Annotated in this window: 13 protein-coding genes; 7 read left to right on the top strand and 6 right to left on the bottom strand. The window is 72.6% G+C overall.

All coding sequences use genetic code 11. The features are described 5' to 3' along the window. Window positions 1-20: 20 nt before the first annotated feature. The 3 genes from ACQEVM_RS24885 to ACQEVM_RS24875 all read left to right on the top strand — a co-directional run bounded on the left by ACQEVM_RS24885 (window position 21) and on the right by ACQEVM_RS24875 (window position 2333). Window positions 21-1172, top strand: coding sequence for an acyl-CoA dehydrogenase family protein (locus tag ACQEVM_RS24885; RefSeq protein ID WP_433082550.1), 1152 nt, complete (start codon window positions 21-23; stop codon window positions 1170-1172). Between the two features lie 109 nt (window positions 1173-1281). Next, on the top strand, window positions 1282-1599 hold the full coding sequence (locus ACQEVM_RS24880) for a YiaA/YiaB family inner membrane protein (protein WP_433082548.1): 318 nt from the start codon (window positions 1282-1284) through the stop codon (window positions 1597-1599). An 89-nt stretch (window positions 1600-1688) separates the two neighbouring features. Then, entirely contained in the window at window positions 1689-2333 is a 645-nt protein-coding gene (locus ACQEVM_RS24875) for a TetR/AcrR family transcriptional regulator (RefSeq protein ID WP_433082546.1), read from the top strand. 185 nt (window positions 2334-2518) lie between these two features. On the opposite strand, the gene ACQEVM_RS24870 is transcribed toward ACQEVM_RS24875, so the two are convergent. Beyond that, window positions 2519-2980: a MaoC family dehydratase gene (locus ACQEVM_RS24870; RefSeq protein WP_053679308.1), complete on the bottom strand. Its 462-nt coding sequence runs from the start codon at window positions 2978-2980 to the stop codon at window positions 2519-2521. Window positions 2981-3086: 106 nt separating this feature from the next. On the opposite strand from ACQEVM_RS24870, the gene soxR reads away from it, so the two are divergent. Next, a complete protein-coding gene (gene soxR / locus ACQEVM_RS24865) occupies window positions 3087-3536 on the top strand; it encodes a redox-sensitive transcriptional activator SoxR (protein WP_053679310.1) in 450 nt (149 codons plus the stop codon). Here soxR and ACQEVM_RS24860 read toward each other — a convergent pair. The 4 genes from ACQEVM_RS24860 to ACQEVM_RS24845 form a co-directional block, all read right to left on the bottom strand. Further along, the gene (locus ACQEVM_RS24860) at window positions 3511-4371 is read right to left on the bottom strand and encodes a 3-keto-5-aminohexanoate cleavage protein (protein ID WP_433082543.1); all 861 of its coding nucleotides are present in this window, start codon (window positions 4369-4371) and stop codon (window positions 3511-3513) included. The genes soxR and ACQEVM_RS24860 overlap by 26 nt on opposite strands. Beyond that, complete coding sequence (locus ACQEVM_RS24855; RefSeq protein ID WP_351751945.1) at window positions 4368-4967, bottom strand: hypothetical protein; 600 nt, start codon at window positions 4965-4967, stop codon at window positions 4368-4370. The genes ACQEVM_RS24860 and ACQEVM_RS24855 overlap by 4 nt, the downstream gene beginning before the upstream one ends. A gap of 149 nt (window positions 4968-5116) precedes the next feature. After that, window positions 5117-6580, bottom strand: coding sequence for a serine-threonine protein kinase (locus ACQEVM_RS24850; protein WP_433082540.1), 1464 nt, complete (start codon window positions 6578-6580; stop codon window positions 5117-5119). A gap of 78 nt (window positions 6581-6658) precedes the next feature. Then, entirely contained in the window at window positions 6659-7915 is a 1257-nt protein-coding gene (locus tag ACQEVM_RS24845; RefSeq protein ID WP_433082538.1) for an exo-beta-N-acetylmuramidase NamZ family protein, read from the bottom strand. Between the two features lie 122 nt (window positions 7916-8037). On the opposite strand from ACQEVM_RS24845, the gene ACQEVM_RS24840 reads away from it, so the two are divergent. The 3 genes from ACQEVM_RS24840 (at window position 8038) to ACQEVM_RS24830 (ending at window position 11391) form a co-directional block, all read left to right on the top strand. Beyond that, window positions 8038-8811 carry an SDR family oxidoreductase gene (locus ACQEVM_RS24840; RefSeq protein WP_433082536.1) on the top strand — a complete coding sequence of 258 codons (774 nt, stop codon included), beginning with the start codon at window positions 8038-8040 and terminating at the stop codon, window positions 8809-8811. Then, complete coding sequence (locus tag ACQEVM_RS24835; protein WP_433082534.1) at window positions 8808-10715, top strand: AMP-binding protein; 1908 nt, start codon at window positions 8808-8810, stop codon at window positions 10713-10715. The genes ACQEVM_RS24840 and ACQEVM_RS24835 overlap by 4 nt, the downstream gene beginning before the upstream one ends. Window positions 10716-10782: 67 nt before the next feature. Beyond that, window positions 10783-11391, top strand: coding sequence for a TetR/AcrR family transcriptional regulator (locus ACQEVM_RS24830; RefSeq protein WP_384616309.1), 609 nt, complete (start codon window positions 10783-10785; stop codon window positions 11389-11391). A gap of 148 nt (window positions 11392-11539) precedes the next feature. On the opposite strand, the gene ACQEVM_RS24825 is transcribed toward ACQEVM_RS24830, so the two are convergent. Then, window positions 11540-12739: a S8 family serine peptidase gene (locus tag ACQEVM_RS24825; protein ID WP_433082532.1), complete on the bottom strand. Its 1200-nt coding sequence runs from the start codon at window positions 12737-12739 to the stop codon at window positions 11540-11542. Window positions 12740-12910 lie beyond the last annotated feature (171 nt).

Below are 12910 nucleotides of genomic sequence, written 5' to 3'. Positions count from 1 at the left end.
GGACCGCCCGGAGGTGCCCGGTGAACCTGGAGCTGAGCGAGGAACAGGAGGCTGTACGCCGGCTCGCCCGGGAGTTCACCGAGCGGGAGATCGCCCCGTACGCCGCTGCATGGGACCGCGCCGAGAGCGTCGACCGGTCCCTGGTCAAGAAGCTCGGCGACCTGGGCTTCCTCGGCCTGACCGTGCCCGAGGAGTACGGCGGTTCCGGCGGCGACCACCTCGCCTACGTGCTCGTCACCGAGGAGCTGGGCCGGGGTGACTCCGCCGTGCGCGGCATCGTCTCCGTCTCCCTCGGGCTGGTGGCCAAGACCGTCGCCACCTGGGGCACCGAGGAACAGAAGCAGGCCTGGCTCCCACGCCTGTGCTCGGGCGAATCGCTCGGCTGCTTCGGTCTCACCGAACCCGGCACCGGCTCCGACGCCGGCAACCTGGACACCCGCGCCCGGCGCGAGGGGGACGCGTACATCGTCAGCGGCAGCAAGATGTTCATCACCAACGGCACCTGGGCCGACGTGGTGCTGCTCTTCGCCCGCACCAACGACGAGCCCGGCCACCGCGGGATCTCCGCCTTCCTCGTGCCCACCGACAGTCCCGGCCTGACCCGTCGCGAGATCCACGGCAAGCTCGGCCTGCGCGGCCAGGCCACCGCCGAACTCGCCCTCGACGGTGTCCGCGTGCCGGCCTCCGCGATGCTCGGACCCGAAGGCAAGGGCTTCTCCGTGGCCATGTCCGCCCTCGCCAAGGGGCGGATGTCGGTCGCCGCCGGCTGCGTGGGCATCGCCCAGGCGGCGCTGGACGCGGCCGTCTCGTACGCCGCTCAGCGCGAACAGTTCGGCAAGCCCATCGCCCACCACCAGTTGGTCCAGGAGCTGATCGCCGACATCTCGGTCGACGTGGACGCGGCCCGGCTGCTGACCTGGCGGGTGGCCGACCTGATCGACCGCGGCAAGCCCTTCGCCACGGAGTCCTCGACCGCCAAGCTCTTCGCCTCCGAGGCCGCCGTGCGGGCCGCGAGCAACGCCCTCCAAGTCCACGGCGGCTACGGCTACATCGACGAGTACCCGGCCGGGAAGCTGCTGCGCGACGCCCGGGTGATGACCCTGTACGAGGGCACCAGCCAGATCCAGAAGCTGCTCATCGGCCGTGCGCGTACGGGGGTTTCGGCGTTCTGAGCAGCCCCGTCGCCCCGCCGCCCCCGCCATTCGGGGCCCTGCCGGCTGAGTACGTACGTGAGTACACGCACGGATGTGGTGCGGGCCACAGGTCGCCGAAGCTGGACCCATGAACGAGACACCGGTCAAGCAGCAGAACACGGGGGCCTACTACGCCCAGGCCGTCGCCTCCTTCGGCGTCGCCATGGCGGCCGTGGCCCTGGGGATCTACAACCTGGACGCGAACGGCTGGGTGCGCGCCTTCCTCGGCATCGCCGTCCTCTACCTGACCACCTCGGCCTTCACCCTCGCCAAGGTGATCCGCGACCGGCAGGAGGTCACCCAGATCGTCACCCGGGTCGATCAGGCCCGGATGGAGAAGCTCATGACCGGCTACGACCCCTTCGCGCCGAAGTCCGCCCCCGGCCCGACCGCCCAGGATCGCTAAGCGCTTGCTCACCCCTCCGGTAGGGTGTCCATTCCCATACGACGGATCCCGCGACACGGGTTCCGCGAGGCGAAGAGGGTGAGCGAGCGATGGACAGCCCGGCGGACACCAGTGGCTACCAGCCGTGGTCGGAGGTCACCCCCGACGCCGCGCGGCGGCTGCTCGTCGCCGCCGTGGAGGCCTTCGCGGAGCGCGGTTACCACGCCACCACCACCCGGGACATCGCCGGACGGGCCGGCATGAGTCCGGCCGCGCTCTACATCCACTACAAGACCAAGGAAGAGCTGCTCCACCGGATCAGCAGGATCGGCCACGACAAGGCACTGGAGATCCTGGAGACGGCCGCGTCCGGCCCGGGTACCGCCGCAGACCGGCTCGACGAGGCCGTGCGGTCCTTCGTGGGCTGGCACGCCGCACACCACACCACCGCCCGCGTGGTCCAGTACGAGCTCGATGCTCTCGCCGTGGAGCACCGCTCCGACATCGTGGCACTGCGCCGGAAGAGCGACGCGGCCGTGCGCCGGATCATCTCCGACGGGGTCGCGGCGGGGGAGTTCGAGGTCCCCGACGTGCCCGGCACCACCCTCGCGGTTCTGTCCCTGTGCATCGACGTGGCCCGCTGGTTCAACGTGACCGGCTCGCGCACCCCCGACGAGGTCGGCGCGCTGTACTCCGACCTCGTGCTCCGCATGGTCGGCACACGCCCCGACCCCGACCGCGGGACGGCGCGCTGACGCCCGTCACTGGTCGCGCTGACGCCCGTCACGCGCCGACACCGGGCACGCGCTGACATCCGTCACCGGTCGCGCCGACACCGGGCACGCGCCGGCGCCCGTCCCCGGTGGCGTCGAACGGTGAAACCGTCCCGGGGCCCGGTCGCCGTCGCCGACCCGTCGCCCCGGCGCTCGGTTCGGAAGTGTCAGAAGTAGTAGCGGGACACCGACTCCGCGACGCACACCGGCTTGTCGCCGCCCTCGCGCTCGACCGTCACGGTCGCCGCGACCTGTACGCCACCACCCGCCTCGGTGACCTCCGTGATCACGGCCGTGGCGCGCAGCCGCGAGCCGACCGGCACCGTGGCCGGGAACCGCACCTTGTTCGTGCCGTAGTTGATGCCCATCCGCATGCCCTCGACCCGCATGATCTGCGGAACCAGGCTCGGCAGCAGGGACAGCGTGAGGTAGCCGTGCGCGATGGTCGTTCCGAAGGGGCCGGAGGCCGCCCGCTCGGGATCGACGTGGATCCACTGGTGATCGCCCGTCGCGTCGGCGAAGAGGTCGATCCGCTTCTGATCCACCTCCAGCCACTCGCTCGGGCCGAGCGGGGCGCCGACCCCGGCGCGCAGCTCCTCGGCGGACGTGAAGATCCTCGGTTCGGCCATGCCTTGCCCCTGCCTCTCACTGACCAGCGAATAAGCGCTTGCTCAGCATGCTGGGGTCGCATGTATCTGTCAACGGATTCCAGTCCGGCCGACTACGCTCGGCCGAGTGCCGCAGATTCCCGAGAAGGTCCATGAACTCACCGTCGGTCAGCTGTCCGCGCGCAGCGGCGCGGCCGTTTCGGCGCTGCACTTCTACGAGGCCAAGGGCCTGATCAGCAGCCGTCGCACCTCCGGCAACCAGCGCCGCTACACCCGAGACGCACTGCGCAGGGTCGCCTTCGTGCGGGCCGCGCAACGCGTGGGCATTCCGCTCGCCAGCATCCGCGAGGCGCTGTCCCAACTCCCGGAAGGCCGTACGCCGACCCGCGAGGACTGGGCCGGCCTGTCCGAGGCCTGGCGCGCCGAACTCGATCACCGGATCAAACAACTCGGCCGGTTGCGCGACCACTTGACCGACTGCATCGGCTGCGGCTGCCTGTCCCTGGAGAACTGCGCACTGTCCAACCCGGACGACGTGTTCGGCGAGCGCCTCACCGGCTCCCGACTGTCGCTCTAGGTCCAGGTGTGTCGTCCCGGGACGGCCGGGTAGCTCCCGTCACCCCGGCCGCTCGGGAGGCCTCGGCCTCGGCCAGGGCAGCCGTCACCAGCTCGGCATTGGACCGCGCCGCCCGCCCGTCCGGAAGGGCGAGCACGTCGCCCACGCCGATCCGCGCCCCCGCACCACACCGCGCGGCAAGCCGCAGGACCGGCCAGGCGGCGGCCTCCCGCCCGAACAGCACCATCTCCACGGGCGGCAACCAGCGCAACCCCGCCACCAGCGCCGGGTCGGCCTCCGACAGCTCCACCGCGAGGCGGACCCGCCCGTGATCGGGCGCGGCCCACGCCAGGAATCGGCCCAGCGGCTCGGGCCCGGCCGTGCCGCCCAGCGGAACCACCGCGTCCACCGCCACCCCGCGCTCCAGCAGGGCCAGGCCCAGCTCCTCGGCCCCGGGATCCGCGAAACGCACCACCGCGCGATCCGGCAGTACCTCCCAGGAACGGACCCGGGCCTCCCGGGCGGCGGGATCCGGCTCCGCCGCGATGCCCGCCGGCACAGACAGCGGTACGGAGACCCCCGCGCCCCGCAGCGCCTCCAGCAGCGGCCCGACCACCCGGGGCGAGAGGCTCTCCCGGCCGCACGGGCTCCGCGGGTGCACCAGTACCTCACGGGCCCCGGCGGCGACCGAGGCCACCGCCGCCCGCGCCAAGTCCTCCGGGGACATCGGTACAGCAGCTCCCTCGGCGGCCTCCCGACCGCCGTTCAACGCGACCTGGAGCGGAACCCGCGCCGCCGCGCCCCCGCACCCGGCCCCGCCCTTCGGGTCCCGGCCCGTCGTTGTCTTCCCGCTCATGCCGCTCCCGCCGAAGCCGGGTCCACCGACCCCGCGTCGGCGAGGGCCGGTCTGGGAACCACGATTCCGCAGCCCCCGCACACCGGCCCGTCCCAGGACCAGGCACCGGCCCACGCCTCGTGGCCCACCCCGATGGGCGGCCAGCTCAGCTCACGCTCACCACAGATCGGGCACCCCGTGCCCGGCTCCGACTCCAAGGCCCGCACCAACCGTCTCAACACCTCGCCGAGCGTGCCGTCCGGCCGGATCCCCGGGTCCGCACACCGCACCACCGCGTCCCCGCTCCCGCCCCACGCCCAGTCCGGCCGGCGCAGTCCGTGGTGCTTCTCACGCCGGCGTCGCTCCGCGAACTGGCGCTCGTACTCCAGCCAGACCGCGCGAGCCTCCTCCAGCTCCTCCAAAGCCGCGACCAGCCGCTGCGGATCGGCGCCCCGGTCCTCGGGCGCGATCCCGTGCCGATCGCACAGATGCCACCACGTCGCCCGATGCCCGTAGGGCGCGAATCTCTCCAGACAACGGCGCAGCGAATGACGCCGCAACGCCCGGTCATTGCGTGCATCGCGCACCTGGTAGGCCAAACTTCGAAATCCCGCCATCGCACCTTCACCTCCGCCGCGCCCCGCGCCCACGTCGAGGCGTCGTACTAGTCGAACGTCGTCGTACGTCCCGACGTGCCCAACATGCCCGGCGGAATGTGGGCGCATGCGGGGGCGGTCGAGGCGTGCGGGTGGCACATGGCCGGAACTCAGCGCCCCATGCGCCCCGCGGCAACCACGACCCGGGCCAGTTCCTCGTGGCAGATGTCACTGTGCGCCCCCGACGGTGCCCCGCCCCGCCGGACCACGGAGCCCGCGTCCACGCTGACGCAACCCGCCCCCGGCAGCCCACCGCGCAGCACCGTGTCGAGGCTGAGTCGGGGCGTGCCCGGCACGGCCCGTACCCCGTCGTGCCCGATCGCGCCCCAGCGCTCGTCGAAACCGAGCAGTCCGGCCGAATCCCCGGCCATCCGGGAGGCCAGCGGATAGAACACCTTGAGCGAGGTGTCGTACGGGGAATGGCAGGCGACCACCGGACCGTCCACCCGCCGCTGGAGCCCCCCGAGGGCGCCCCCGCGGTCCCCGTCGTGGGGGAGGCGGTCGGTGAAGGCGTAGTGGGAGAAAGCCCCTTGGAGCAGGGTCAGGGACTTCACGTACCGGGATCCGTCCGGCACCGCGCGCAGGGAGAAGGCCGCCACCCGTGCCCCGAAGCTGTGACCGATCAGGTGGATCCGCAGCGCCGGCCGGCGGTGCGCGAGTTCCGCGAGCACCGGCCCCAGCCCGTGTTCGCCGACCACCCCCGCCCGTTTCTTCATCTGATAGTAGGTAGCCTGACGCAGCACCTCTTTCGCGCCGCTCCACAGGGCGCGCAACCCGCTGCCGAGTGCCGAATTCACGCCCCCGGCACCGGCACCTGCATCGGCACCGGCATCGCCCCGGGCATCGCCCCCGGCATCGTCGGCGTGACGCCTCGGCGTCGTGTCCGCCTCCGCGAGCGCGTCGGTGAAAGCCCGGCACACCTCCAGGACGTCGCGGGCGAACATGGCCGGCACGTCCAGGGCGGCCGGCGTGGCCACCGCGTCCACCCCGACGAGCTCCCTCACCAGTGCGCCGAACTCGACGAACGCCGCCGCCGAATCGGGCCGTTCCTCCAACAGCTCGGCGATCCGGTCCAGCTCCGCCCCGCGGCCCGGCCAGAACTCCCCGAGCGCCCGCCGGGTGGCGGGACCCAGCGCGGTGCCGCGGCCCGGTTCCGCGAGGGCGCCGGGCGGATCGAAGTCCGGTATGGGCTCGTCGGAGAACCGGATCGAAGGCCATACCACCCCCACGTACCCCAGCCGCACCCCTGGCCCCACGAGCTGCGGGAACGGGGCGAAGAAGCGGTCGTACAGGCGGGTCGAGGTGGACCGGTCGCTGTTCCAGCCGTGGGCGAAGACCAGCAGGTCGGTCGCCTCGATCCGGGCCACGGCCTCCCGGGTGCTCCGGTCCACGTCGCCGTCGGCGTCGAAGGTGAGTTCCGCGTAAGGCCGGACCCCGACCCCGACCCCGACCCCGCTGCCGACCCCGGCCGCGACCCCGACCCCGACCTCGACCCCGACGCCCGCCGTGATCGCGCCCCCGCCCCCGCCCCCGTCGCCTTCACCGCTTCCGACCACCATGCCGACGTCCGCCATGACGCCCCCCTCCACGCCGCCCCGGCGGACCCGGCATCGCGCCGCCGCGTCCGCCCGCCGGCCCTGCGGCCGGCCGGGTCACCGGTAGAGGAGGTACCCCTCCCGCAGGGTCGCGAAGCGCGCCAGCCCGGCCGCCCAGTCGCCCACGATCTCCTCCACGCCGGCCCCCGCGTCCACCATCGCGCGCACCCGGTCCGATCCCGTCAGCCGGTCGATCCAGTGGTCGGCCCGCCAGCCGAAGCCGCTCCACGTCCGCCGCGCGGTGACCAGCAGCCCCATCCCGGCCCGTACCGGGTCGAATGCCTCGCGGTCGTGCACGATCAGCCGGACCCCGCCGCACACCTTCCCGGCGTGCTTGGAGAAGGACGGGGTGAAGTACGTCTCCCGGAACCAGACCCCGGGCAGCCCCAGCGCGTTCGCCGCCTCGGCCCACCGCCGGTCGACGCCCTCGGCGCCGACCACCTCGAAGGGGGTCGTCGTACCCCGCCCCTCGGACAGGTTCGTCCCCTCGAACAGGCAGGTGCCGGCGTACGCGAGAGCCGTGTCCGGAGTGGGCATGTTGGGGCTCGGCGGCACCCAGGGCAGGCCGGTCGCCGCGAAGAAGGACTCCCGGCGCCATCCCGTCATCCGTACCGTCCTGAGCGTGACCGGCCTGTCCTTCAGGAACTCGCCGTTGAACAGCAGGGCCAGCTCCGCCGCCGTCATCCCGTGCGCGAGCGCGATCGGCTCCCGCCCCACGAAACTCGCGTACGGCCGTTGGAGCACCGGGCCGGCCGCCCGCACCCCGCCCACCGGGTTGGGCCGGTCCAGCACCACCACCGCCTTGCCGGCCAGGGCGGCGGCGCGCATGCAGTCGTAGAGGGTCCAGATGTAGGTGTAGAAGCGCGCCCCTACGTCCTGGATGTCGAAGACCACCGTGTCCACGCCGGCCGCGGTGAACACGTCCGCGAGCTGCCGACCACTCTTGTCGTACGTGTCGTACACGGGCAGCCCCGTCGCCGGGTCCCGACCCGCGCCCTCCGAACCACCGGCCTGCGCGGTGCCCCGGAACCCGTGCTCCGGCCCGAACACGGCCACCAGGTCGACCCGGTCGTCCGCGTGCAGGACATCCACCAGATGGCGCGCGTCGGCGGTGATCCCGGTCGGGTTGGTGACCACCCCGACCCGTTGCCCGGCCAGCGCCTCGTACCCGTCGGCGGCGAGCTGCTCACACCCCGTCCGTACCCGCGTGCTCGCCCCGGCCGCCTTCGCGGAGTCCGGCGCCACCGCGCCCAGGCTCCCCGTGGCCCCCACGGCTCCGGCCAGTCCCAGTACCCCGCGTCGCGACAGCGTCATCCGGACACGCTAGGGCGCAGACCCCTTCCGCCCCGACATACCGACTGGTTAGTCTGCCCCCGATCCGTCCGGATCGAATCGGATGCCCGGGGTCCGCCCGCATCCGTCGTCAGCGTCGAAAGGTGATCCACGTGAGCGCGTACCAGGACCAGCGGGTCGTCGTCACCGGAGCGGGCGGCGGCATCGGCGCCGCCCTCGCGCAACGCTTCGCCGCCGAGGGGGCCACGGTCGTGGTCAACGACCTCGACCCCGTGAAGGCCGCGTCCGTCGCCGAGGGCATCGGCGCGCGAGCCATCGCGGTCCCCGGCGACGCCTCGACGATCGTGGACCGGGCCCGCGAGGCCCTCGGCGGGACCGTGGACGTCTACTGCGCCAACGCCGGCCTCGCCTCGGGCGGCGACGCCTTCGTGGACGAAGCCGTCTGGGAAGCGGCCTGGGACGTCAACGTCATGGCGCACGTCCGTGCCGCCCGTGCCCTGTTGCCGGACTGGCTGGAACGGGGGAGCGGCCGGTTCGTGTCCACCGTCTCCGCCGCCGGACTCCTCACCATGATCGGGGCCGCGCCGTACAGTGTCACCAAGCACGGGGCCCTCGCCTTCGCGGAATGGCTGTCGTTGACCTACCGCCACCGAGGCGTCCAGGTCCACGCCGTCTGCCCGCAGGGGGTGCGCACCGACATGCTGACCGCCGCGGGCTCGGCGGGCGAACTCGTCCTGGCGCCGACCGCGATCGAGCCGGAAGCGGTCGCGAACGCCCTGTTCGACGGCATGGAGAAGGGCCGGTTCTTGATCCTCCCGCACCCCGAGGTGGCCGACTACCACGCCGCCCGGGCCACCGACCCGGACCGCTGGCTGACGAACATGAACCACCTCCAGCAGAAGTGGGAGACGCGATGACCGGGCTCGCCCGCGAGACGACGCCCGTGCCGGTGCCCGCACCCGCGCCCGTTCCCGCGGCCGAAACCGCTGCCGACGCGACGCCCGCACCCCCACCCGCTGCCGACGCGACGCCCGCCCCCGTCGCCGAAGACACGGCGCCCGACCCGGCGCCCGACGCGACGCCCGCCCCCGTGCCCCCGCCCGTCCGCTACGCCGACCGGCCCTGGTTGGCTCGCCTCAGCGCCGCCCAACGGGCGCCGATCACGCCCCCGGTCAGCGTGCCGGCCGCCTTCCGGGCGGCCGTGGCCCGCGCCCCCGGACGTACCGCCCTCGCCTACTTCGACGGCCGGCTGGACTACGCCGAGGTCGACGCGCTCTCCGACTCGGTCGCCGGCCACCTCGCCTCGCGGGGCGTGGGGCGCGGCGACCGGGTCGCCGTGATGGTGCAGAACACCCCGCACTTCGTGCTCGCCGTGCTGGCCGCCTGGAAGGCCGGCGCGATCGTCGTCCCGCTCAACCCCATGTACAAGTCCGGCGAGGTGGGCCACATCCTGCGCGACTCGGGCGCGGTCGCCCTGGTCTGCGACGCCCGCGCCTGGACCGAGTACCTCCGCGAGAGCGTCCGGGACACCGGCGTCGGCGTCGCGCTCACCGCCCGCGACCGGGACTTCCAGACGCGGAACGACCCACGGGTCCTGGCGCCCGTCCCGGAAGGGGCACCGGAAGTGGTTCCGGAAGCGGCCCCGGCCCCCGACACGGACGCGCCGCCCGCCGGGGCCGCAGACGCCTCGCACCTCGACGCCGCCGACCTCACCACGGTGGCCCGCCAAGGCACGCCCGCCCCGCCCGACCCGTGCCTCACCGCTTCCGACACGGCGCTCATCAGCTACACCTCCGGAACCTCCGGCACCCCCAAGGGCGCCCTGAACCCACACGGCGCCCTCACCCACAACGCGACCCGCCAGGTCACCGGCCACCCCCTCCCCGAGGGCGCCGGCTACTTCGCCCTCGCCCCGCTCTTCCACATCACGGGCCTCGTCTGCGAGCTCGCCGCCTGCTTCGTGAACGCCGGCACCCTGGTGCTCGCCCACCGCTTCGAACCCGGCGCCGTCCTCGACGCCTTCCTCGAACACCGCCCCGCCTACACCGTCGGCCCCGCCACCGCCTTCATGGCCCTGGCGGCCCACCCCGCCGCGACCCCCGACCACTTCACCTCGTTCCGGGTGATCTCCTCCGGCGGCGCCCCGCTCCCGCCGGCCCTCGTCGAGCGGCTGCGCGCCCGCTTCGGCTTCTACCTGCGCAACGGCTACGGGCTCACCGAATGCACCGCGCCCTGCGCCTCCGTGCCCGTCCACCTCGAAGCCCCCGTGGACCCGCTCTCCGGCACCCTCTCCGTCGGCCTCCCCGGCGCGGACACCCTCGTACGCATCCTCGACGAGCAGGGCGCCGAGGTCCCGATCGGCGGGACGGGGGAGATCGCCGTCCGCGGCCCCCAGGTCGTCCCCGGCTACTGGGGGCTGCCCGAGGAGACCGCGAAGTCCTTCCCGGACGGTGAACTGCGCACCGGTGACGTCGGGTTCATGGACTCCGACGGTTGGCTGTACGTCGTCGACCGGAAGAAGGACATGATCAACGCGTCCGGCTTCAAGGTCTGGCCCCGTGAGGTCGAGGACGTGCTCTACACCCATCCCGACGTACGCGAGGCGGCCGTGGTCGGCGTCCCCGATCCGTACCGGGGCGAAAGCGTGAAGGCCTATGTGAGCCTGCGCCCCGGAGCCCGCGTCGAGCCCGCCGAACTGTCCGCGTACTGCGCCGAGCGCATCGCCGCGTACAAGTACCCGAGGCAGGTGGAGATCCTGCCTGTCCTTCCCAAGACGAGCAGTGGCAAGATCCTGCGACGGGAACTGCGCGAACGCGGCTGAAAACAGTCGGACGGACGCACGACGTCGCCCCGCAACGGGCGAGGGATCAGGAAGGAAGGCGAGAGCCATGGCCGCCAAGACCACCACGGACTCCGAGGGCACCGGCGACGCACCGGTGCCGCAGCGACTGCTGGCCGTCGCCACCCGGCTGTTCGCCGAACGCGGCTACGACCGCACCTCCGTACAGGAGATCGTCGAGGCGGCCGGGGTCACCAAGGGCGCGCTCTACCACTACTTCGGGTCCAAGGACGACCTGCTGCACGAGGTGTACGCGCGGATGCTGCGCCTCCAGCAGCAGCGGCTGGACGCGGTGGCCGGTTCCGACGCGCCCGTGGAGGAGCGGCTGCGCGCCGCCGCCGCCGACGTGGTGGTCACCACCATCGAGAACCTCGACGACGCGATGATCTTCTTCCGGTCGATGCACCAGCTCAGTCCCGAGAAGTTCAAGCAGGTCCGGGCCGAGCGCCGGCGCTATCACGAGCGCTTCCGGGCACTGGTCGAGGAGGGGCAGCGCACGGGGGTGTTCTCCACCGCGACACCCGCGGACCTGGTGGTGGACTACCACTTCGGTTCCGTGCACCACCTGTCCACCTGGTACCGGGAGGACGGCCCGCTCACGCCCCAGCAGGTCGCCGATCACCTCGCCGACCTGCTGCTGCGCGCGTTGCGCCCCTGAGGCCGGCGGGGATCCCACACCCGGCCCCGCCACCCCCGCCCCTCACACCCGCCCCTCACGCCCGCACACGACGAACCGGCCCGCCCCCCGATCCGCCCCTGGAGGGGGCGGTCGAGGGACGGACCGGTTCAGGTCTGGCGGTCACCCGTTACGGGGCCACCTTGAGCAGCTTGTTCGCGGTACCCGCCGACGGGTTGGTCACCGCGTCCGCGGTGGCCGCACCGGTCAGCGCGGCGGCCGTCTCGGCCGGCGTCGCCGACGGGTGGCCCGCCAGGTAGACGGCCGCGGCACCGACCACGTGCGGGGTGGCCATGGAGGTGCCGGAGATCGTCTTGGTGCCGCTGTCACTGTCGTTCCAGTCGGACGTGATGTCCGAGCCCGGCGCGTACAGGTCCACCACGGAACCGAAGTTCGAGAAGTCCGACTGCGCGTCGTCGATGGTGCTCGACGCCACGGTGATCGCCTCCGGAACACGGGCGGGGGAGCCCTGCCCGGCGTCCGCCGACTCGTTGCCCGCCGCGACGGCGAACGTGACGCCCGAGGCGATCGAGCGCTTCACCGCCTCGTCGAGCGCCTCGTCCGCACCGCCGCCGAGGCTCATGTTGGCCACGGACGGACCCTTGTGGTTCTTGGTGACCCAGTCGATGCCGGCGACGACCTGTTCCGTGGAACCGGAACCGTTGTCGTCGAGCACCCGCACCGCGACCAGCTTCGCCTTCTTGGCGACGCCGTGCTCCGTACCGGCGATGGTGCCGGCCACGTGCGTACCGTGACCGTTGCCGTCGTCGGCGCTGTCGTCGTTGTCCACCGCGTCGAAGCCGTGCGTGGCACGCCCACCGAAGTCCTTGTGGCTCACGCGTATGCCCGTGTCGATGACGTACGCGGTGACCCCCTCACCGGCGGTGTCCGGGTAGTCGTACTTCTTGTCTCCCGCCGTCTTGGCCTGGTCGATCCGGTCGAGCCCCCATGAAGGCGGGTTGTCCTGCGTGGCGTTGATGTGGAACTTCTTGTTCTGCACGACCTTGCCGACGGCGGGATCCGCCGCGAGTCGCTTGGCCTCGGTCTCGCTGAGCCCGGAGGCCGAGAAACCGTTGACTCCGGAGGTGTAGGTGCGTTGCAGTTCGCCGCCGTACTTGTCGGCGAGCTGCCCCTTGTCCGCGGCCGCGTCGAGAATGACCACGTAACTTCCGCTGATCGCGCCGGGCGCGCCCAGTCCGTAGACCGTGCCCTCGGCCGGTGTCGCCGCCCCCGCGAAGGGGGTCGCGAGCAGGGTCACGGCTGCCGCGGTGGCGGCTCCCGTGGCGACTGCCGCGTACCGGAAACCGCGCGAACGCTTGTGAGTTGCCATGTGGAGAGTTCTCCTCGTGTTGACGTGTGGGGCGTCAAACCTTCTGGAGAACCCTGTTCCGATTGACAGGCGCAAATCAAGATCGCACCCGCCTTCAGGGCTTATTCAACAAGGTTTCTCAAGGGACCCCCCGCATCGCCTTCACCGTGCACACATGTTCGCCAGAACTCC

This window comes from Streptomyces sp. CA-243310 (genome assembly GCF_050936775.1).
Taxonomy (GTDB): domain Bacteria; phylum Actinomycetota; class Actinomycetes; order Streptomycetales; family Streptomycetaceae; genus Streptomyces.
This window is presented reverse-complemented; position numbering and strand designations above follow the sequence as displayed.